Source organism: Leucobacter sp. OLIS6 (genome assembly GCF_002752355.1).
GTDB lineage: Bacteria > Actinomycetota > Actinomycetes > Actinomycetales > Microbacteriaceae > Leucobacter.
This window is the reverse complement of sequence record NZ_MRAV01000010.1, coordinates 105,992-126,453: the sequence shown is the minus strand read 5'-3', so window position 1 is coordinate 126,453 and position 20,462 is coordinate 105,992. Positions and strand designations below refer to the sequence as shown.

Here is a 20,462-nt window from a genome sequence, read left to right as displayed (position 1 = left end):
CATTCCGGGGCGTCACCCCAGCCGAGCGTTCCCCTTGGACTTCCTGTGAATTGCTCACGTGCGCACTGTATGACCGCGGGATCGCAGCGGAACTCCTCAGAGGATCAGATGATCCCGCCCCGCGCGCCCGGTGATCCGAGCGGCTCGACCCCCGGCAGATCCGCCCAGGAGTCCGCAAGAATACCGATCGCGGTGCGCAGCTCGCCGGGATCGCCGCAGAGCGGCAGGCGCAAGCGCCCCTCGTAGGCGCCGTCGATCCCGAAACGGGGTCCCGCCGGCACCACGAGCCCGCGCGACCGCGCCGCGAGCGCCAACCGCGAGCTCAGCGGAGCACCGAGGTCCACCCAGGTCGCGATCCCCCCGGGCGTCGGCGGGACCCGCCACCCCGGCAGCCGCTCCGCCAGCAGGTCCACCAGCAGTTCGCGCCCCGCACGCAGCTGCTCGCGACGCAGCTCCAGCGCGTCCGCGGTGCGCGGCAGCAACCGCGCGAGCAGCAGCTGCTCCAGGATCGGAGTGCCCAGATCGCCGACCGTTCGCGCCTGCGCCAGCCGCGCGATGAGCTCGCGTTCGGCGCGGATCCACCCGATGCGCAGGCCGCCCCAGAGCGTCTTGCCCGCGCTGCCGATCAGCACCGCATCGCCCTGAGCCGCGAGCGGCGGTGCAGCGAACCCCCGATCGATGTCGAGTTCGGCGGTGGTCTCATCGGCGACCACGACGGTGCCCTCGCGTCGCGCGGCCGAGAGGATCCGATCGCGCCCCTCGAGCGAGAGCGAACGGCCCGTGGGGTTCTGGAAGTCGGGCATGAGGAAGGCGGCCGCGGGACTCGCGCGGCGGAACGCCTGCTCGAAGGACTCGACCTCGGCGGTCTCGCCGGCGGCTCCCGCGGCGGCACCGGCGGTCTCGGAAGCGGGCACCGGCACCAGGCGGGCGCCGGCGAGCCGCAGCGCCTCGAACGCGTGCGGATAGCTCGGCGACTCGATCACCGCGCGGTCCCCGCGCCCCAGCAGCGTGCGCGCCACGAGCGCGATCGCGTGCTGCGCGCCGAGCGTCACGAGGATCTGCTCCGGTTCGGTCGGCAGCCCGCGCTCCTCGTAGCGCCGGGCGAGCGCCGCGCGCACCTCCGGCAGCCCGATCGGATCGTACCCGTCGGTGTGCAGCCAGGACGGGAGATCCTCCGCGGCCTCCCGAGCCGCCTCGGCCAGCCAGGGCAGCGCCGGCAGCGTGGCCCGCGAAAGGTCGATCTCATGCCCGCTCGGAGCCGACTCGGGCAGCCGCGGCACCGGCAGCCGGACCTGCGTGCCGGATCCGCGCAGGCTCCGCGCGAAGCCGAGGTCGCGGAGCCGCGCGTACGCCGCGGCCACCGTCGTGCGGCTCAGGTCGAGGCGGTCGCAGAGCTCCCGCTCCGACGGCAGACGGGTGCCCGCCGGGATCCGCCCGTCGAGCGCGAGCAGCCGGATCCGCTCGGCGAGCGAGCGCGCAAGGCCGCCCGGATCCGCACCGCGCCAGTCGCCCAACAGCGTGACGAGCGCGGTCGCCCCGATCGATCCCTGTCCCGATTCGTTCCGCAGCACCATCGGTCCAGACTATGCGAATTGGCCTCTGTCGAACAGGCCAATCCGCTGTTTGGATATCTGCATGCTCACTCGACGCCTGCTCCAGCTCCTCATCGGCCTCTTCCTCTACGGATTCGCCGACGCGCTGATGATCCGCGCAGCCGTCGGCGTCGACCCGTGGACCGTGTTCGCGCAGGGACTCTCGCACCTCACCGGCATCGAGATCGGCTGGCTCACCAACCTCATCGGCCTCGCCGTGCTGCTGCTCTGGATCCCGCTCCGGCAGAAACCCGGCATGGGCACCGTGCTCAACATCCTCCTCGTCGGCACCAGCATCCAGGCCGGCCTCGCGCTCGTCGGCACCCCGCCCGAGCTCTGGCAGCGGATCCTCATGTTCGCCGCCGGCCTGCTGCTGCTCGCCGTCGCGAGCGGCCTCTACATCGGCAGCCGCTTCGGCGCGGGCCCGCGCGACGGCCTCATGACGGGCATCAACGCCCGCACCGGGCTGCCGATCTGGATCGCCCGCACCATCGTCGAGGTGACCGTGCTGGCGGTGGGCTGGCTGCTCGGCGGCGACGTCGGATTCGGCACGCTCGCGTTCGCCGTGCTGATCGGCCCGCTGTGCGGCATCACCATCCCGCGGCTCCGCGTACCTGAGGCGGGCGAGCGGGGTCGGGACGGACGCTGGGCCTAGGGTTGGCGCCGAGGTTGAGGCCCGGGTTGGCGCCGGGCCTGGCGCTGGCGCCGAGGCTGAGGCCGGGCCTGGTGTCGACGGGCGAGTGGACGAGCCCGCACCCGCGCAGGCGTGACCCGGCCAGGCCCGGTCCGGTCCCGCCAGGCCAGATCCGCCCGACCTGATCCGCCCCGCCCGACCTGATCCGCCCCGAATTTTCATCGAGTGGCGTCAAACCGCTGCTTCGGCCCAGCCATTCGAGCGTTTTGCCGCCACTCGACGGGGGTCATGCGGGCGAGGTCTGGCGACCGGGCTCGACCCCGAGCGCTCACCCCGGCCGGCGCGCCTAAGCTGGGCGGGTGATTCCCACCTCCGCTGGCCTCGAACCCGGGCCCGCACTTGCCCCCGAGCACGCGACCGAGCCCGCACCCTCGCTCACGACCGAGGGCGAACACACGACCGAGCAGGAGCACGCGTCCACGACCGCGACCGAGCACGCGCTCGGACCCCGCGAGTGGGCGCCCCGCGAGGTCGCGCACCGGGAGCGTGCGGACGCTCTGACGGCAGGGCGTCGGGATCGCGCGCTGCGCCACGAGAAGCACCCGATCGAGGACTTCCTCTTCACCTACTACTCGGTGACGCCCGGTCAGTTGCGCCGCTGGCATCCGGGGGCGGGCGTCGTGCTCCTCGGAGCCGGCGCCCCGGAGTCAGACGGCGCACTGCCGGAGCGCGCGGGCTGGCGCGAGTACCGCGCCGTCGCCTCCGATCGCCCCGAGGATCTGGTATTCGATGCGGCGGCGTTCCTCGAGCGGCGCGGATCCACTGTCGATTTCGTCGACCGGCTGCTGCGCTCGACGCTCGAACGCCCGGCGTCGCTCGGCTGCTTCGGCCTGCACGAGTGGGCGATGGTCTACCGGCAGACGCCCGATGAGCTCCGCCACTCCTCGCTGCCGCTGCGACTCGGCCACGCGGGCACCGACGCGGTCGTCGAGGCGAATCCGATCAGGTGCAGCCACTTCGACGCGTTCCGTTTCTTCACCCCGGAGGCCGTGCCGCGCAACGAGCTGCGGCCGACGCGGGCGACCCAGCCCGAGATGGAGCAGCCGGGCTGCCTGCACGCCGGCATGGACGTCTACAAATGGGCGTCGAAGCTCGGGCCGGCCGTGCCCGGCGAGCTGCTGCTCGACTGCTTCGTGCTGGCGCGCGACATCCGCGAGCTCGACATGCGGGCATCGCCCTACGACGTGACCGGCTGGACCGGCGCCGACGGGCTGCCGCTCGAACCGGTCGCCATCGAGACGCCGGACGGCAAACGCGAGTACGCGCGCCTGCAGGCCGGCTTCGCCGAGCGCGGCAATGCGCTGCGCGAGCGGGTGCTCGACGCGATCGCCGATCTGCGCCGCGCGGGCGCGAGCCGCGCGGGCTACTGAGGACCCCTCAGCCCCCGGCGAGGCGGCGCACCTCGGCGAGCAGCGTGCCCGCCGTGCGCTCCCACGAGTACTCGCCCGCGTGGGCGACGCCCGCGGCGATGATCCGCTCCCGCACCGCGTCGTCGTCGAGCTCCCGCACCGCGGCTGCGAAGGCCTCGGGGTCCCTCGCCGGGACGAACAGCGCGCCGTCGCCCGCGACCTCACGGAAGATCTCGAGATCGCTCACCACGGCGGGCACGCCGAAGGCGAGCGCCTCGGCGATCGGCAGCCCGTAGCCTTCGTCGAGGCTGAGCGTCGCGAGGATCGCGCGATCGTCGAGCAGCGCGGCGTACTCGGTGTCGGAGACGCCGCCGTGGAACACGATGTCTGCACCGTTCGGCGCGATCGCTTCGAGCTCGGCCCGGCGCTGCGGGCTGATGCGGCTGAGCAGGTGCAGGGTTCGGCCCGGCAGCCCGGCCATGCCGCGCACCAGTGTCTCGACGTTCTTGTAGGGCATGAACGAGCCCATGTAGACGATCCGCTTGGGTACCTCGGCGCCGCGCTCGAGGCCCGGGTTCGCACCGGCGGGCAGCTCGGGCAGGAGCTCCTCGAGCCGCTGCGGCGCGTTGCCGAGCACGATCACGGGGCGCCGGGTCAGGCGCATGTCGCCGAACTGACGCTTGCTCGTCTCGCTCACCGTCGCCACGACGTCGGCGCGGTTCAGCACGAAGCGCTGCGGCACGTAGCTCAGGTGGAACAGCCGCCAGCCGAACCGCACGGGCGCCGGCAGGTCGCGCGGGGGCGTGCGGTGGCGGTAGTAGATGGTGTCGTGGAGCGTGAGGATCAGCTTGAACCGGCGCCCCAGCGATCCGATGGTCTGCATCGGAGAGAACACCGCGTCGGGCCGGTGCCGGTTGAGGATCAGCGCCGCGAAGGGCTCCTTCGCCGACGTCGGCGCGTGGATCTTCAGCGTGCGGGCGCCCGCGGGCAGCAGCGGGATCTGCGCATCGTCGTGGATCAGGAAGATCACCTGGACGTCGCGCTCGCCCGTCGATCCACCGCCCGCGGCGAGCTCGGCGACGGCGCGCGCGAGCTCCGCCGAGAACCGGCTGATCCCGTCGTGGAAGTCGGTGCGGATGTACCGGGCGTCGAAGAAGAGGCGGACGGGTCTCACTCGGGGATCGGCTCTCCGCGGTACAGCGCCTCGAAGGTGTCGAGCGTGCGCGTGATGTCGTGCACGAGCACCCCGTCGAGCGAGGCCCGCTGCATGCGCAGCCATTCCTCGGGGTCCGCGGTGAGCACCTCGGTGAGGCGGGCCGCGAGCTCGGCGTGGTTGTCGGGCTCGAAGAGGTAGCCGTTCTCGCCGTGGTGCACGAGGTGCGGCAGCGCGACCGCGTCCGCCGCGATGACGGGCAGGCCGGAGGCCATGGCCTCCATGGTCGCGATCGACTGCAGCTCGGCGATCGACGAGATGACGAATACGGAGGCGCGGCTGTACGTGTCGACGAGCTGCTCCTCATCGATCTTGCCGAGGAAGTGCACGCGATCCTGCAGGCCGAGCTTCTGCACGAGCTGCTCGAGGTGCTTGCGCTGGTCGCCGCCGCCGACGATGTCGAAGCGGACCCGGATCGACGGATCGAGCGCGGCGATGGCGCGCAGCGTCACGTCGATCCGCTTCTCGCTGGTGAGGCGCCCCACCGACAGGATGCGGTGCTCGGTGCGCGGCGTCTCGTCAGGCCGGTAGTTGCGGCGGTCGATACCGCAGCTGACGGGGATCACGCCGTCGATGTCGATGGTGCGCTCGAGGAACTCGGCCGCACGGCGAGTGGGCGTCGTGACGGCGCGCGCCATCTTGAAGGTGCGCTCGGCGTCGTCCCACGCGAGCTTCAGCACGAGCTTGTCGATGAACGGCGGCATGACCGTGAAGTCGAGGATGTTCTCGGCCATCACGTGGTTGGTCGCCACGATCGGGATCCGCCGCTGGCGGGCGATGCGCGCGAGGCCGCGGCCGATGACGATGTGCGACTGGATATGCACCACGTCGGGGCGCACCCGGGACAGCACCTTGCGGGCGTAGTGCTTCGAGCGCCAAGGCCAGACGAAACGCAGCCAGTCGTGGGGCAGCCAGCGGATGGAGGGCAGGCGGTGCACGGTCATCGGCTGGCCCTCGATGATCTCGACCTTGGGCCGGCTGCGCCGGTAGCGGGTGCCGGGGGCCACGACGTGGACCTCGTGCCCGCGCTCGACGAGGCCGGCGGCCAGTCGCTCGGCGAAACGGGCGGCGCCGTTCACGTCGGGGGCGAACGTGTCGCATCCGATCAGGATGCGCAGACGGTCGGGTCGATCGGTGGGGCTCACGGGTGCGCTCGCGCCTTTCGAGTCGTCGGGTGGGCCGCGGAACACGGGATTCGGCTCGCGGGAACGTGTATCAGTGTATTCGGACGTCTCTGGAGATCGCCCGGGGCGCGTCGGGATTCCGCGATCCGCGGCCCCCCGCGAACGCACACCCGGTCAGGCCCGCCGCGCCGACAGCACCGTGAAGGTGCGGTCGCGGGCGAGCTGCTCGGCGGGGCCGATCGCGCGCTCCACGGTCGGGCGGTAGCCGAGGGGCGAGTTGAAGACGATCCGCAGTTCGCCGCCCTGTGCGAGCGCGCGGGCGCACGAGCGGATGAGGCGATGCGCGACGGCGGTGTGCACGGTCGATCCGGAGTGGAACGGCGGGTTGAGCAGGATCAGATCGGCCCAGCCGTCGGGCACGGCTTCGCAACCGTCGGCGCGCACGGTCTCGACGCGATCCGCGACGCCGGCCGCTTCGGCGGTGAGCTCGGTCGACGCGACCGCCGCGGCCGACTGATCGGTCGCGATGACCTCGGCGTCGGGCCAGGCGAGCGCCGCGCTGACCGCGAGCGTGCCGGTGCCGCAGCCGAGATCGACCACGCGCGCCGGATCCTGCCCGGAGCTGCCGGCTGCGCCGGAGCCCGCCGCGCGCGGGGGCGCGGTGCGCAGCGTGTCGAGCAGCAGCCGCGTGCCGCGGTCGAGCTTCGTTCCGCCGAAGGCTGCGCCGAACGCGGCGAGGCGGAAGCCGAGGTCGGGATCCTCGCCCCAGACGGGGAAGCGCGGGTCTCCGAGCTCCTCGGCCGTGCGTGCCGCGGAGGCGGTGAGGATCCGGGACTTCTGCCGCGCGAGCCCTGCCGACACCTCGGCGAAGCTGCGCTGCAGCACCTCGTTCATGGCGAGGGTCATGTGCTTCACGCGGCCGCCGGCCAGCACGACCACCGAGGGGTCCGCCCAGCGCGCGATCGCATACGCGATCTCGTCGAGCGCGTCGAGCCCGCGCGGCAGCTGGAGCAGCACGAGCGTCGCTCCGCGCAGCAGTCCGGGGCCGAGCGGGAGCGAGATCGGCGCGTCCGCGACGCCCAGACGAGCCGCGTTCGCGTGCAGCGCGCGCTCGCCGAGCAGCGGATCCTGGTGGACCCGCACGCCGGTCGCGCCGAGCAGCTGCGCGGCGCCGAGCGCGAGCGCGCCGTGCCGGTCGCCGATCACGACGGTGCCGCCGTCGGCGCGCAGCGCCCCGGCGAAGCGGGGATCCCTCGCGGCATCGAGCAGCAGGCGGTCCGTCGCGTCGAACGGCAGCAGTTCGGGGGCGTCGAGATCGGGCTCCCTCGAGAGCCCGCCGAAGAACGCCGAAACTGCGTCTTCGAAGGTGGTGCCGGGCTCAGTCACCGGGGTGCCAGACGACCATCTCGGTGCTGCGGCGCACCCGCGTACCGCGGCTGAGGGTGAAGACCTCGCCCTCGGAGCCGGCCGCGAACACGCGCCGGCCCGGCCGGTTGAGCAGTTCATCGGAGAGCGCACGCTCGAGCTCGCGCACGCGCGTCTCGAGGTGCTGCACACGGTCCTCGAGCTCCAGCACGCGCCGGATCCCCTCGAGGCTCAGCCCCTCGGCCGAGAGCCGGCCGACCTCGCGCAGCTGCTCGACGTCGCGCAGCGAATACCGCCGGGTGTTGCCGCGGGTGCGCTGCGGCGAGACGAGACCGATCCGGTCGTACTGCCGCAGGGTCTGCGGGTGCATCTCGGCGAGCTCCGCCGCGACGGCGATCGCGAACACGGGCGTGGTGCGATCCATCTGCGGCCCGGTCATGGCGCTCATCCCCTTCGTCTGATGCGACGGGGCCGGCGGGTCCGGTGCCCGGATCCTCGTGAGGTTCCGGGCACCGGACCCGCGCGGCCCGTCGGTGTTGAGTTATCCCTTGGCGCGCGCGAGCAGATCCGCTCGCGGGTTCTCGTCGGGCTCGACGGCGCGGAAGGCTTCGAGCGCCTCCTTCGCCGCGTCCGAGAGGTGCGCGGGCACGACCACCTGGACCTCGGCGAGCAGGTCGCCGGTGCCCTTCGCGGACTGCACGCCGCGGCCCTTGACCCGCAGCACGCGGCCGCTCGGGGTGCCCGGCTGCACCTTCAGCTTGACGGTCGGACCGCCGAGCGTCGGCACCTCCACCGTCGCGCCGAGGGCGGCCTCGGTGAAGGTGACGGGCAGCGAGAGCCGCAGGTTCTGGCCGTCGCGCTCGAACACGGGGTGCGAGCGCACGTGCACGGTCAGGATGATGTCGCCGGCGGTTCCGCCGTCGGGACTGGGCTCGCCCTTGCCGCGGACCTTGATCTTCTGCCCGTCGGAGACGCCGGCCGGGATCTTGACCTTGACCTGCCCGCTCGGAGCCTGCAGCGTCACGGTGTTGCCGCGCACCGCCGTCTCGAAGTCGAGCGTGGTCGAGGCGGTGATGTCGCGGCCCCGCTGGGGACCGCGCGGTGCGCCGCCCCCGCCGAACATGCTGAAGATGTCGTCGAAGCCCTGCGGGCCGCCCTGCTGGTAGCTGAAGTTCCGGCCGCCGGTCGCGCTGTGCCCGCCCTGCTGGCCGAACATGCCTCCGAAGATGTCCTCGAAGCCCTGCCCGCCCGAGGTGAAGCGGGCCGACCCGGTACCCATGGCGCGGATCTGGTCGTACTCGGCGCGCTGCTCCGAATCGGAGAGCACCGAGTACGCCTCGCTGATCTCCTTGAATCGGGCCTCGGCCGCGGTATCGCCCGGGTTCGAATCCGGGTGGTACTTGCGGGCGAGCTTGCGATAGGCCTTCTTCAGATCCGCTTCGCTGACGTCCTTCGCGACGCCGAGGATCTGGTAGAAATCCTTCTCGAGCCAGTCTTGACTTGCCATCAGCCCCCCACAGCCACGGCCACCTTGGCGGGCCGCAGCTCGACATCGCCGATCCGGTAGCCGCGCTCGATCACGTCGAGCACCGTCTCGGACTCGGTGCCGGGAACCGGCACCTGGGCGATGGCCTCGTGCAGCTGCGGGTCGAAGGGCTCGCCCTTCTCGCCGAAGCTCTCGAGGCCGAGGCGCTCGAAGGTGGATCGGATCTTGGTCGCGATCGTGGCGAACGCGGAGCCCTCTTCGAGGTCCCCGTGCTGCTCGGCGCGGTCGAGGTCGTCGAGCACCGAGAGCATGGGCAGCACGGCCGAGGCCGTGGCGCGCTGCTTCTCGATGACCGCGTTCGCCTCGGTCCGCTTGCGGTAGTTCGCGTACTCCGCGGTGATCCGACGCAGGTCCTCCAGGTACGGGTTCTCGGCCTCGGCCGCCGCATCGGGATCCCCGGCCGCCGACGCGTCCTGCTCGGTCGACAGGATGTCGTCGACCGTCAGATCCTCGCCCTGCGGCGCGGGGCCGGAGGCGTTCGCCTCCGGCCCCGCAACGGGAACCTCGTCGCCGGGCTGGTCACCCTGGGGCGTGCGCTGCTCCTCGTTCGTCATGGTTACTTCTTCTCCTCGTCGTCCTCGACGACCTCGGCGTCGACCACGTCCTCGTCGTTCGACTCGGGCGCGGCGGTGCCGGCCTCGGGGGCGGCGTCCTGCGCCGACTGGTAGATCGCCTGGCCGAGCTTCTGCTGGCTTTCGCCGAGCTTGTCGGCGGCGGTCTTGACCGCGGCCTCGTCGTCACCGGCGAGCGCCTGCTTCAGCGCGTCGAGATCGCCCTGCACCTCGGTCTTGACGTCCTCGGGCAGCTTGTCCTCGTTCTCCGAGATGAGCTTCTCGACCGAGTAGGCGAGCTGCTCGGCGTTGTTGCGGACCTCGGCGGCCTCGCGGCGCTTCTTGTCCTCGGCCGCGTGTTCCTCGGCCTCGCGCACCATGCGGTCGATGTCGTCCTTCGAGAGGCTCGAGCCGCCCGAGATCGTGATCGTCTGCTCCTTGCCGGTGCCCTTGTCCTTCGCCGACACCTGGACGATGCCGTTGGCGTCGATGTCGAAGGTGACCTCGACCTGCGGCACGCCGCGCGGAGCCGGAGCGATGCCGGTCAGCTCGAAGGTGCCCAGGTTCTTGTTGTCGCGGGTGAACTCGCGCTCGCCCTGGAACACCTGGATGGCGACCGACGGCTGGTTGTCGTCAGCGGTGGTGAAGGTCTCGCTGCGCTTGGTCGGGATCGCCGTGTTGCGCTCGATGAGCTTCGTCATGATGCCGCCCTTGGTCTCGATGCCGAGGCTCAGGGGGGTCACGTCGATGAGCAGGACGTCCTTGCGCTCGCCCTTCAGCACGCCGGCCTGCAGGGCGGCGCCCACGGCCACGACCTCGTCGGGGTTGACGCCCTTGTTGGGCTCGCGGCCGCCGGTGAGCTGCTTGACCAGCTCGGAGACGGCGGGCATGCGGGTCGAGCCGCCGACGAGCACCACGTGGGCGATGTCGGAGACCTTGACGCCGGCCTCGGCGATCACGTCGGTGAACGGCTTGCGGGTGCGCTCGAGCAGATCCTTGGTGAGCTCCTCGAACTTGGCGCGCGAGAGCGTCTCGTCGAGGTTCGCCGGTCCGTTCTCGGTGAGCGAGAGGTACGGCAGCTGGATCTGGGTGCTCATCGAGTTCGAGAGCTCCTTCTTGGCCTGCTCCGCGGCCTCCTTGAGGCGCTGCAGGGCGATCTTGTCGTTCGAGACGTCGACCCCGGTCGACGACTTGAACTGCTGGATCAGCCACTCGACGATGCGCTGATCCCAGTCGTCGCCGCCGAGGCGGTTGTCGCCGGCGGTCGCGCGGACCTGGATGGTCGAGAAGTCGTCGTCCTTGCCCACCTCGAGGAGCGAGACGTCGAAGGTGCCGCCGCCGAGATCGAAGACGAGGATCAGCTCGTCCTCCTTGCCCTTGTCGAGGCCGTAGGCGAGTGCCGCCGCGGTCGGCTCGTTGATGATGCGGAGCACGTTGAGGCCCGCGATCTCACCGGCCTCCTTGGTGGCCTGGCGCTCGGCGTCGTTGAAGTACGCGGGGACGGTGATGACCGCGTCGGTCACCTTGTCGCCCAGGTAGGTCTCGGCGTCGCGCTTCAGCTTCATGAGCGTGCGCGCGCTGATCTCCTGCGGCGTGTACTTCTTGCCGTCGATCTCGGTGGTCCAGTCGGTGCCCATGTGGCGCTTGACGGACGCGATGGTGCGGTCGACGTTGGTGACGGCCTGACGCTTCGCGGTCTCGCCGACGAGCACCTCGCCGTCCTTCGTGAACGCGACGATCGAGGGGGTGGTGCGGAAGCCCTCGGCGTTCGCGATGACCGTGGGCTCGCCGCCCTCGAGGACCGCGACGACGGAGTTGGTGGTGCCGAGGTCGATACCGACTGCACGTGACATGTGCTCTCCTTGCTGTTGTGCGGCGGCCGTGGACCGCCCGGTTCTGGTGATTCTGCTCCGGGACCGCTCGGGATCCCGAATCCGGTGCGAACTCAGAAGGTTGAGTCGCTTGTGCTCAAGTTTATCGGGTTCATGCGCGCCGTCAACCTCGCCCGAGTGAACTTGAGTCGAACACACTCAACTCTCAGCTTCGATCCCTCCTGCCCTTCGGGCCCTCCCCGCAGTACGCTGTGGCCCATGCCCGAGCTCGATCTCAGTCCCCTCACGGGTCCCGAGGACCGCGCCTCCGCGCGCGAGCTCTCGGCCGAGATCGATCGCCGCCACGGACGGACGAAGGCCGGCACCGCGATCGGGACCGGCTGCGCGCTCCTCCTCGTGATCGTGCTCGGTCTCGGCCTCGCAGCCGCGTTCGCCATGGGCACGCTCAGCGGCGGCTCGGTCTGGTGGCTCCTCCCCGCGGCCGCCGTCGCGATCCTCACCGCCTGGCTGTGCGTCTTCGTGCTGCGCGGCGCGGTCCGGCAGAGCCGCGCGCTGCCCGACCAGCGCCGGCGCATCACCGGCTTCGCCGCGGCCAACGGCCTCGAACTCGTCGAACGCGAGGCCGATCCTCCCGCCGTCGGCTCGGTGATCGGTCGGGGCAGCAAGAATCAGCGCCTCGAAGGCGTGCTGCGCTGGCCGGACCGCTCGATCGAGGTCGGCGAGTACCACGCCACCGACGTCGGATACCGCGGGATCGAGTCGCCCGTGAGCTCCGGCTATGTCCGGATCGCGCTCGGCGGCTCGGCCCCGCCGTTCCTGCTCGACGCGAAGTCGAACAACTCGATGATCGACGGCGGCAGCATCGCCGGGTTCGTCGACATGCGCGAACCGGCCCGTCTCCGAGCCGCGAACGGGGACCGGTTCACCCTGTGGGCGTGGAAGCGCGACGGCGAGCGCGCCGCCGCGTTCGTCGATCCCGAGCTGCTCGACCTGCTCACGGCGCGCCCGGTCGATCTGGAGGTCCTCGGCGAGGAGGCGTTCCTCTACTCGCCGCGCCTGTTCCCGGTCACCGATCCCGAGCTGTGGCCCTGGCTGCTCTCGGTCGCGGAGGCGCTCCGGGCGCGGACCCCCGGTGTTTCCCCGCAGGCGCTACCCTGAGCGCATGATCGCCCCGAATACGGCCGCAGGCGCCGAGGCCGACACCGACCTCCCCGCCGTGCGCAAGCGCACGGTCTTCGCCTGGTCGCTCTGGGATTGGGGGTCGGCCTCGTTCAACGCGGTCGTCACCACGTTCGTCTTCAGCGTGTACCTCACGAGCGAGTCGTTCGGCCCCGAGCAGGAGGTCTCGGCGAAGCTCGGCACCGCGCTCCTCATCGCCGGCATCGTCGTCGCGCTCTTCGCCCCCGTGATCGGACGCCTCTCGGACGCGGCCGGTCGGCGCAAGACCTGGCTCGGCATCAACACGGCGATCGTCGTGGCCTGCACCGCGCTGATGGTGCTCGTCGCCCCCGCCGAGCAGTACCTCCTGCTCGGCCTCGTACTGCTCGCGGTCGGCAACGTCGCATTCGAGTTCGCGAGCGTCAGCTACAACGCGATGCTCGGGCAGATCTCCAACAACCGCAACGTCGGCAAGATCTCGGGCTTCGGCTGGGGCATGGGCTATCTCGGCGGCATCGTGCTGCTCGCGATCCTGCTGGTCGGCTTCATCTTCCCCGAAGTCGGCTGGTTCGGGGTCACGAGCGAGGGTGCCTGGAACATCCGCGTCGCCATGGTGCTCGCCGCCGCCTGGTTCGGGATCTTCGCCGTACCGGTCTTCTTCGCGGTGCCCGAGATCCCCGTCGCCGCCGAGTACCACGGCGCCGGTCGCGGGATCCTGACCGCGTACGCCGACCTGTTCCGCAGCGTGCGGAACCTGTGGCGCACCGCCCGACAGACCCTCTTCTTCCTCATCGCGAGCGCCGTGTTCCGCGACGGGCTCGCCGGCGTCTTCACGTTCGGCGGTGTGATCGCGGCGCGCAGCTTCGGCTTCGACTCCACGACGGTCATCGTCTTCGCCATCGCCGCAAACGTCGTCGCCGGGCTCGCCACGATCCTGATCGGCATGTTCGAGGACCGGATCGGAGCGAAGTCCGTCATGGTCGCCTCGCTCACGCTGATGCTGTTCTGCGGTCTGCTCGTCTTCCTGCTGAACCCGCTCGGATCCTGGGTGTTCTGGGTGTTCGGACTCCTGCTGTGCATCTTCGTCGGGCCCGTGCAGTCCGCGAGCCGCTCCTTCCTCGCCCGGCTCATCCCGCCCGGCAAGGAGGGTGAGATCTTCGGTCTCTACGCCACGACCGGACGTGCGGTGTCGTTCCTCGCGCCCGCCGGATTCACGCTCGCGGTCGCGCTCGGCGGATCCACCATCTTCGGCATCCTCGGGATCGTGCTCGTCCTGATCATCGGCCTGCTCCTGCTGCTGCCCGTCGGTCGGCGCACCATGGCGGCTGCGGGATGACCGAACGACCGACCGGCCGCAGCGCGCTCGCGCGACGCATCGGCGCGGCAGCCACCGCGTTCCTGGGCGTGGTCGCCGTCTCACTGCTCGCCGCTTGCGCACCGAGCGCGCCGCAGCACGCATCAGGGGAGAAGGAGCCAGCACGCCTGCATCCGACCGGCGACTCCGGCCGCTGGTTCGATCCGGCGTACGCCGCCGGTGTCGGATCGACCTATTCCACGTCCAATCGTGTCTGCGGCGTCTCGGACGGCTGGATCGTCGAGTTCCAGAGCGGCCCGGGGATCACGCAGCGGGTGCTCGGACGCCCCCTCCTGCCCGACGCCGCAGTCGGCTGGGAGATCGAGCAGGCCTCGTGCTCGACCGGATCATCGTTCGAGGGAGCGGTCGCCGTCGATCTCGGCCCCCCGGAACGCAGCACTCGGGCGCTCGTCTCGATCGAAACCGGAACGGTCGCCCAGAAGCTCCCCGGAAAGTCCCTCCTCTCGACCGCGACCCCGATCAGCAGAGCGGGCGGGCTGATCGTGCTCGACGCCGGCGAAGCCCTCGTCGGAGCCGACGGCGAGCGAGTCGCCTGGCGCCTCCCGCTGACGCCGCAGAGCAAGACCGTTCCGCTCGCGGACGGCCGCATCGGCGTCGACGACGCACTCGGCGACCGGCTCTCGGTGGTCGACGGACGCACCGGAACCGTGCTCGTCGAACGCGGCTACGACAAGCCGTTCGGCCTGAAGTGGGCCGGCGACGGCTTCGTGCTCAACGTGAACGAGCGCGACCCCGAGTACGCGTTCTCCGACGTGCACGGCGCAGAGGTGGAACGCACGACCGGTTCCTCGCAGTACGGCTTCGTGCCGTCGCCGTCCGACGGTATCACCTTCCCGATCGCCGACCACGTCGCGGCGGGAACCGTCGTCGGCGTCGATTCGAGCGGGCGTCCGGCGCTCTGGCAGAGCGAGCACCAGCAGAACTTCACCCGGAAGGGGCCGATCGACGATCTGCCCGACAGCATCATTTCGCTGCAGGCCGTCAGCGCCGATGGCTCGCTGCTGCTGTTCGACTCGCCATCGGACGAAGCCGACGGCATCGTCGTCATCGACGGAACCGGCAAACGCGTCCTCGAGTGGCGCGCCCCCGATGCGACCTCCCGGATCGACTCCGGACGCATCATCGTCAGGTCCGGATCCACAACCCACGTGCTGATCCCGGAGCGCTGATCCCGGGGTCCGTCCCCGCGCGTGCCGCGCAGCGGAATCACCCCCTCGGATCGAGCCCGATCCGGCCGCTCGGAACGGGTACCCTGGCTGGGTGCCCCGCCCCGAACTCAGCCCCGAGCAGCTCGCCGTCTACGAACGGATCGAGCACACCCGCGAGCACATCTTCGTCACGGGGCGCGCCGGCACGGGCAAGTCGACGATCCTGAACCACCTGGCGTGGAACACGAGCAAGATCATCGCCGTGTGCGCGCCGACGGGCGTCGCCGCGCTCAACGTGGGCGGGCAGACGATCCATTCGCTGCTGCGACTCCCCACCGGTGTGATCGCCGACCACGACCTCGACCAGCCCGCCGAGCTGAAGAAGATGCTCTCGTCGATCGACACACTCGTGCTCGACGAGATCTCGATGGTCTCCGCCGACCTCATGGACGCGATCGACCGCGCACTGCGGCAGGCGCGCGGAAAGAAGCACGACCCGTTCGGCGGCGCGCAGATCATCATGTTCGGCGACCCCTTCCAGCTGCCGCCAGTACCGCCGCGCGACCCGCACGAGCGCGCCTACTTCAACGACACCTACCGCTCGCTCTGGTTCTTCGACGCGAAGGTGTGGCGCGACTCCCCCATGAGCATCATCGAGCTCACCGAGGTGCACCGGCAGCGCGACAGCCGCTTCAAGCAGATCCTCGGCGCCGTGCGGCACGGCGTCGTCGACGCCGATATGGCCGGCGAACTCAACGCGGCGGGCGACCGTCCCGCCCCCGCGGACGCGCTCACCCTCGCGACCACCAACGCCACCGTCAACAAGATCAACCAGGAACGACTCGCGGGGATCAAGGGCGGGGCGATGCGCGCCGTCGCCGAGGTGAACGGCGAGTTCCGCGAGAACACCTTCCCCGCCGACGAGGTGCTCGAGCTCAAGCAGGGCGCGCAGGTCATGTTCCTGCGCAACGACCCCGACGGGCGCTGGGTCAACGGCACCATCGGGACCGTCTCGCGCGTCTCCGGCACCGTCTGGGTCGAGGTCGACGACGAGGAGTACGAGGTCGAGCCCGCCGTCTGGGAGCGGTTCCGGTACCGCTACGACGCCGAGACCAAGAAGCTCGAGAAGGAGGTCGTGGCGGAATTCGAGCAGTTCCCGCTGCGCCTCGCCTGGGCCGTGACCATCCACAAGTCGCAGGGCCACACCTACGACCAGGCCGTCATCGACCTCGGTCCCCGCGCGTTCAGCGCCGGGCAGAGCTACGTCGCGCTGAGCCGCGTGCGCTCGCTCGAGGGGCTCTACCTGCGGCGGCCGCTGCAGCCCAGAGACGTGATCGTGGACCCCAACGTCGTCAGGTTCATGCAGGGGCGGTAGATCCCGGGGCGGGTTCGGGCTTGGGGGTTGCTCGTGCCCCCTCTCCTTCCCTACTCGCGCACTCATTCCCCCATGGAAGCGCACCCGCGTGTTCTCCGTCGAGTGGCGGCAAAGCGCGCGAATAGCCCGCCATTCCAGTGATTTGCCGCCACTCGGTGGATCTCACCGCGTCCCGCCCCGACCTTCGAATCCCCTCCACAGCACGCATCCGTGCAGGATCGGTCGCCAGCGCGCCCCAGCCTGTGGATAACCGTCACCACCCGCGCAGCGGCGGGCAAGCTGCCTACATGTCCCGACGCCCAGCTCCCCTCCCCGAGCCGCTCCGCGAGCCCGCATTCACTCTCGCCGAGGCTCGGGCGCTCGGCGTCACCCCGGGTACCCTCGCCCACTCGAGATTCGAACGCCCGCATCATGGAGTCCGACGCCTCGGTTCACCGCAGTCCGCGCCACCGGGGCGGCCGACCTATGTCGAGGGCCGGGTCCGGGCGCGAGCACGGGACTATGCGCCGCTGCTGCGGCGAGAAGAGTGCTTCAGCCACACGAGCGCTCTCCTGCTGCACGGGGTGCCGCTCCGGGCGCCCGAAGAACTGCACGTGACCGCACCCCAGCCGCTCAACCGATCGACGGGTCGCGGAGTCATCGGCCACCGCACCTCGGCGCAATTCGCTCCGGTACGGAGCCCGAGCGGACTCCCGTGCGTGCCGGCTTCCCTCGCCCTCCTGCAATCCGCCGCGACGCTCCCGTTTCTCGAACTCGTGGTCGCCCTCGACCACCTGCGCCGTCCTCGACGGATCCCCGATGGGGCTTCACTCACCGAATCGGAAGTCGACGCTCTCCTGATCCGCAGCCGTACGCGCGGCATCAAGCGGCTGCGCGATGCCTGGTCGGTGTCCCGACTCGGCGCGGAATCCCGAATGGAATCCCACCTGCACTACGTGCTCGCCTCGATGGGCCTCGACGATCTCGAACTGCAAGCGGACCTCCACGATCGTGCCGGAGCCTGGATCGGACGATTCGACCAGGTCGATCGCGCGCGGAGGCGGATCCTCGAGTACGACGGCGAGCAGCACCGCACAGACCGCCAGCAATATCTCCGAGATCTGACTCGTCTCGACCGCGCTCGGGAGATCGGCTACAAGATCCTCCGAGCGCACGCCGAAGATTTCCATCCGCAGCGACTCCACGAGACGGAAGGGCGGCTCTGCGCATTCCTCGGCCGTGCGCCCCGACCACTGCGCGCCGGCCTTGCTCGAAGGTTCAGCGAAAGATGAGGGTCACCGAGCCAACGGCGTCTCCGAACCGGCTCCTCCCTTCACAGAGGCACCGCCGAGTCGCGCTAGTTCGCGGCCTTCGCCCGAGCCAGATCCCCGAACACGTCGGTGTTGAAACGGTAGGCGGTCCGCACCTCGGCCAGCACGCGATCGCGCTCCGCCTGGTCGAGCGTCTCGCCCAGCGCATCGAGCTCGGCACGGTACCGGTCCTTGAACTCGGCGAGGTCCCCGAGCGACGAGAAATCGTAGAACGAGATGCCCGCGCGCTCGAAGCCGAACTGCTTCCCCACGCGACGCGCGATCATCTGCCCGCCCGACAGATCGCCGAGGTAGCGGGTGTAGTGGTGCGCGACGAGACCGGGAAGCCAGCCCTCGTCCGCGATCTCACGGATCCGGGCCGCGTACGCCGCGGTCGCAGGAGTGGGTTCGATACGCTCTCGCCAGTCGTCGCCGACCAGGAACACCAGGTCCTCTTCGAGCGCGGCCATGCGCTCGAGGTCGTCCGAGTGGAATCCCGCGAACCGGGCGTCCTGCTCGAACTTCGCCGCGCTCTCCTCCAGTGCTTCGTACATGAAGTAGTGCTGCACGGCGAGCGCGACGTAGTCCTCGCGGGTACCCCGGCCGCGCATGATGCCCTCCATGAACCCGGCTCCCTCGCTGTCGGAGTGATCCGACCAGGAACCGCTGCGGATCTCGACCGAGAACGCCACGGGGCCCTCCTGCGCCGGGGCCGCGTGCGGATTCGAACCGGCGTGCGCCGCGTGGCCGTGGCCGCCGTGGGGATGAGCGCCGCCATGGGCCGCGTGCTCCGAGCCGTGCGGATGCGCCGCATCGCCCTGTCCGGGCAGGTGCTGCGGGGCCGCGTGCTCAGCGCGCGGTTCAATGCCCAGACGCTTGCACGCCTCGCGGTAGAGCAGCACGACTTCGCGACGGATCTGGGGCCGTTCGGTGATCCGGCCGGCCGGCCAGGGAACGCAGAGCTCGTACTCGCCCGCGGGATCCACCACGGTCCAGCAGCCGTGCTCCCCGGTCAGGCCCGTCATCGTGCTCGCCGTCGCCTCGGGATACCCGAAAGCACGCGCGATCAGCAGGTTGTCGTCGGTGTGGTCGCCGTTCATGTGGCCGATCACACCGGAAATGACGGTCTCGTCGAAATCACTCACTCCGACATCCTAACTAAGGCTTGCCTAACCCCGCACCTCGGCCCAGCTCCACGCACGCACCACAGACCCGGTTCAGCGGCCTCCCGAGAACCAGGCAGTAGAATCGCGAATGTTCTATGCCTGCAAACAGATTGGCGGTCCGGTGATTTCGAAACTCGCTCGGCGCTCCCGCATCGCTGTGATCGGTGCCGTCGCCGTCGCAGCTCTCGGCCTCACCGCGTGCACCGGCCAGGGCTCCTCGGGCGGCGCAGACGCCGTGAACACCATCGACAAGGGACTCTCGGGCAACATCGAGCAGGCCGTCCAGCAGGCGATGAAGCAGAGCGGGTCCACCGACGCCATCGTGGGCGTCTGGAGCGGCGACAAGAAGGGCGAGTACCTGCAGACCTTCGGCACGGGCAAGCTCGCCGCCGATGCCGCGATCCGCGGCGGACAGACCACCCAGCCGGCGCTCTGTGCCCTCCTACTCACCCTCAACGCGGACGGCACCGTCAAGCTCAACCGCGAGGTCTCGAAGGACCTGCCCCGCCAGAAGGGCTTGGAAGGCATCACCTACGAGCAGCTCTGCAACGGAACCTCGGGCCTCGCCGACTACAAGACGGGCATCAGCGACATCTTCGCGAACAACCCGCTGCGTCCGTGGAGCGACCGGGAGCTCCTCGCGAACGGCCTCGTGCGTTCGCCGCTCCCCTGGCCCGGTCAGAACGTCTACATCTCCGACACCGACAGTCTCGTGCTGGCCCGCGCGCTCGAAGAGGTCACCGGTCAGTCCCTTGCAGACCTCCTCAAGAGCCGGGTCTATAGCAAGGCCTCGATGAGTTCGACCTTCTTCCCCGACCCGGGCAACCTGACGCTGCCCAGCGGCGGCATGACCGGGCTCACCTACCCCGCAGCGGGCGGCAAGCCCGTCTGCGAGGCGAAGCCCGCGGAGCTCAACAAGATCTCCACCAGCATGCTCAGCGCGGCTGGCGCCTCGGTCACGACCGTCTCGGACCTGAAGAACTTCTACACCGCCTACTTCTCCGGCACCTTCGGCACGAAGAAGGACCAGGAGCTCATCGCCAAGACCCAGTCGACCCAGAACCCCGAGCGCGACAAGGACGGCAAGCCGACCAAGGAGGTCGCCGCGGACCCGAACGCGCAGCAGTACGGCTTCGGCGTCGAGAAGATGGGGCCTCTGTTCGGCCGCAGCGGTTCGATCACCGGCGCCATCACCGCCGCCTACCAGGATCCGTCCACGGGATACACGGTGGTCGTCACGCTCAACAACTCGAGCGCCGGTGCCGGCTTCGCACGCGCCCTGGCCTTCCAGATCGCAGCGCTCTCGAAGGACGCGGGGGCAGGCCCGGACGTCCCCTGGAGCGCCGACGATCAGGCCAAGACCCTCGCAGGCGCCGCGATCTGCCAGTAGGGCTGCTGCCCGCCGCAGGCTCGACCGCCTGCCAGCCGGGTTCTGCTAGGCTGAAAGAGTCGGGTCCGCCCGGCACTGGGGATGTAGTTCAATGGTAGAACTTCTGCTTCCCAAGCAGACAGCGCGAGTTCGATTCTCGTCATCCCCTCCGACACGAGAGCCCCGCCCAGGCGGGGCTCTCGTCGTTCCCGGCGCAGCAGCCGGCCGCGCTTCCACCCGCCATACCTGGCCGCCGCACCCGGGGCCGTCGCTTCAGACGCCGCCGCACCAGGAGCCGCCGCACCAGATGCCGTCG

The 20,462-nt window shown here is 70.4% G+C and carries 17 protein-coding genes and 1 tRNA gene; 9 read left to right on the top strand and 9 right to left on the bottom strand.

Features of this window, described 5'->3' with window-relative positions; genetic code table 11:
* Window positions 1-104: 104 nt before the first annotated feature.
* Window positions 105-1,574: a PLP-dependent aminotransferase family protein gene (locus tag BMH31_RS06500; protein ID WP_099723110.1), complete on the bottom strand. Its 1,470-nt coding sequence runs from the start codon at window positions 1,572-1,574 to the stop codon at window positions 105-107.
* Window positions 1,575-1,635: 61 nt separating this feature from the next.
* Between BMH31_RS06500 and BMH31_RS06495 the strand changes: the two genes are divergently transcribed.
* Both BMH31_RS06495 and BMH31_RS06490 read left to right on the top strand, forming a co-directional pair.
* On the top strand, window positions 1,636-2,247 hold the full coding sequence (locus BMH31_RS06495; RefSeq protein ID WP_099769558.1) for a hypothetical protein: 612 nt from the start codon (window positions 1,636-1,638) through the stop codon (window positions 2,245-2,247).
* A gap of 536 nt (window positions 2,248-2,783) precedes the next feature.
* Window positions 2,784-3,656, top strand: coding sequence for a 3-methyladenine DNA glycosylase (locus BMH31_RS06490; protein WP_099723321.1), 873 nt, complete (start codon window positions 2,784-2,786; stop codon window positions 3,654-3,656).
* A gap of 7 nt (window positions 3,657-3,663) precedes the next feature.
* On the opposite strand, the gene BMH31_RS06485 is transcribed toward BMH31_RS06490, so the two are convergent.
* The 7 genes from BMH31_RS06485 to dnaK all read right to left on the bottom strand — a co-directional run bounded on the left by BMH31_RS06485 (window position 3,664) and on the right by dnaK (window position 11,287).
* Window positions 3,664-4,809, bottom strand: a complete 1,146-nt coding sequence (locus tag BMH31_RS06485; protein WP_241898171.1) for a glycosyltransferase family 1 protein — start codon at window positions 4,807-4,809, stop codon at window positions 3,664-3,666.
* Window positions 4,806-5,993: a glycosyltransferase gene (locus tag BMH31_RS06480; RefSeq protein WP_099723322.1), complete on the bottom strand. Its 1,188-nt coding sequence runs from the start codon at window positions 5,991-5,993 to the stop codon at window positions 4,806-4,808. The genes BMH31_RS06485 and BMH31_RS06480 overlap by 4 nt, the downstream gene beginning before the upstream one ends.
* A 153-nt stretch (window positions 5,994-6,146) precedes the next feature.
* The gene (locus BMH31_RS06475; protein WP_099723225.1) at window positions 6,147-7,358 is read right to left on the bottom strand and encodes a methyltransferase; all 1,212 of its coding nucleotides are present in this window, start codon (window positions 7,356-7,358) and stop codon (window positions 6,147-6,149) included.
* Window positions 7,351-7,761 carry a MerR family transcriptional regulator gene (locus tag BMH31_RS06470; RefSeq protein ID WP_046455559.1) on the bottom strand — a complete coding sequence of 137 codons (411 nt, stop codon included), beginning with the start codon at window positions 7,759-7,761 and terminating at the stop codon, window positions 7,351-7,353. Before BMH31_RS06470 ends, BMH31_RS06475 begins: the two co-directional genes overlap by 8 nt.
* Window positions 7,762-7,878: 117 nt before the next feature.
* Window positions 7,879-8,844, bottom strand: coding sequence for a DnaJ C-terminal domain-containing protein (locus tag BMH31_RS06465; RefSeq protein ID WP_099723227.1), 966 nt, complete (start codon window positions 8,842-8,844; stop codon window positions 7,879-7,881).
* Complete coding sequence (locus tag BMH31_RS06460; RefSeq protein ID WP_099723229.1) at window positions 8,844-9,437, bottom strand: nucleotide exchange factor GrpE; 594 nt, start codon at window positions 9,435-9,437, stop codon at window positions 8,844-8,846. The genes BMH31_RS06465 and BMH31_RS06460 overlap by 1 nt, the downstream gene beginning before the upstream one ends.
* A gap of 2 nt (window positions 9,438-9,439) precedes the next feature.
* Entirely contained in the window at window positions 9,440-11,287 is a 1,848-nt protein-coding gene (gene dnaK, locus BMH31_RS06455) for a molecular chaperone DnaK (RefSeq protein ID WP_099723230.1), read from the bottom strand.
* A 237-nt stretch (window positions 11,288-11,524) separates the two neighbouring features.
* Between dnaK and BMH31_RS06450 the strand changes: the two genes are divergently transcribed.
* From BMH31_RS06450 to BMH31_RS06430, 5 genes are all read left to right on the top strand, one after another.
* The gene (locus tag BMH31_RS06450) at window positions 11,525-12,424 is read left to right on the top strand and encodes a hypothetical protein (RefSeq protein ID WP_099723232.1); all 900 of its coding nucleotides are present in this window, start codon (window positions 11,525-11,527) and stop codon (window positions 12,422-12,424) included.
* Between the two features lie 4 nt (window positions 12,425-12,428).
* The gene (locus BMH31_RS06445; protein WP_099723234.1) at window positions 12,429-13,760 is read left to right on the top strand and encodes an MFS transporter; all 1,332 of its coding nucleotides are present in this window, start codon (window positions 12,429-12,431) and stop codon (window positions 13,758-13,760) included.
* Window positions 13,757-14,968: a hypothetical protein gene (locus BMH31_RS06440; protein ID WP_099723235.1), complete on the top strand. Its 1,212-nt coding sequence runs from the start codon at window positions 13,757-13,759 to the stop codon at window positions 14,966-14,968. Before BMH31_RS06445 ends, BMH31_RS06440 begins: the two co-directional genes overlap by 4 nt.
* A 91-nt stretch (window positions 14,969-15,059) precedes the next feature.
* Window positions 15,060-16,322 carry a DEAD/DEAH box helicase gene (locus BMH31_RS06435; protein ID WP_046455519.1) on the top strand — a complete coding sequence of 421 codons (1,263 nt, stop codon included), beginning with the start codon at window positions 15,060-15,062 and terminating at the stop codon, window positions 16,320-16,322.
* 755 nt (window positions 16,323-17,077) lie between these two features.
* Window positions 17,078-17,593, top strand: coding sequence for a hypothetical protein (locus tag BMH31_RS06430; RefSeq protein WP_143469798.1), 516 nt, complete (start codon window positions 17,078-17,080; stop codon window positions 17,591-17,593).
* Window positions 17,594-17,658: 65 nt separating this feature from the next.
* Here the strand turns inward: BMH31_RS06430 and BMH31_RS15830 are convergent, their stop codons facing one another.
* A complete protein-coding gene (locus tag BMH31_RS15830) occupies window positions 17,659-18,756 on the bottom strand; it encodes a biliverdin-producing heme oxygenase (RefSeq protein WP_306460329.1) in 1,098 nt (365 codons plus the stop codon).
* Window positions 18,757-18,898: 142 nt separating this feature from the next.
* Here BMH31_RS15830 and BMH31_RS06420 point away from each other — a divergent pair, with 142 nt between their 5' ends.
* Entirely contained in the window at window positions 18,899-20,167 is a 1,269-nt protein-coding gene (locus tag BMH31_RS06420) for a serine hydrolase domain-containing protein (RefSeq protein WP_099723324.1), read from the top strand.
* A 77-nt stretch (window positions 20,168-20,244) separates the two neighbouring features.
* Window positions 20,245-20,315 (top strand) — tRNA-Gly (locus BMH31_RS06415).
* Window positions 20,316-20,462 lie beyond the last annotated feature (147 nt).

Bases quoted from the DNA above. Each gene is read 5' to 3' on its own strand.
- dnaK (WP_099723230.1), bottom strand. From the start codon at position 11,287: ATGTCACGTGCAGTCGGTATCGACCTCGGCACCACCAACTCCGTCGTC.
- BMH31_RS06450 (WP_099723232.1), top strand. From the start codon at position 11,525: ATGCCCGAGCTCGATCTCAGTCCCCTCACGGGTCCCGAGGACCGCGCC.
- BMH31_RS06470 (WP_046455559.1), bottom strand. From the start codon at position 7,761: ATGGATCGCACCACGCCCGTGTTCGCGATCGCCGTCGCGGCGGAGCTC.
- BMH31_RS06465 (WP_099723227.1), bottom strand. From the start codon at position 8,844: ATGGCAAGTCAAGACTGGCTCGAGAAGGATTTCTACCAGATCCTCGGC.
- BMH31_RS06445 (WP_099723234.1), top strand. From the start codon at position 12,429: ATGATCGCCCCGAATACGGCCGCAGGCGCCGAGGCCGACACCGACCTC.
- BMH31_RS06500 (WP_099723110.1), bottom strand. From the start codon at position 1,574: ATGGTGCTGCGGAACGAATCGGGACAGGGATCGATCGGGGCGACCGCG.
- BMH31_RS06460 (WP_099723229.1), bottom strand. From the start codon at position 9,437: ATGACGAACGAGGAGCAGCGCACGCCCCAGGGTGACCAGCCCGGCGAC.
- BMH31_RS06495 (WP_099769558.1), top strand. From the start codon at position 1,636: ATGCTCACTCGACGCCTGCTCCAGCTCCTCATCGGCCTCTTCCTCTAC.
- BMH31_RS06440 (WP_099723235.1), top strand. From the start codon at position 13,757: ATGACCGAACGACCGACCGGCCGCAGCGCGCTCGCGCGACGCATCGGC.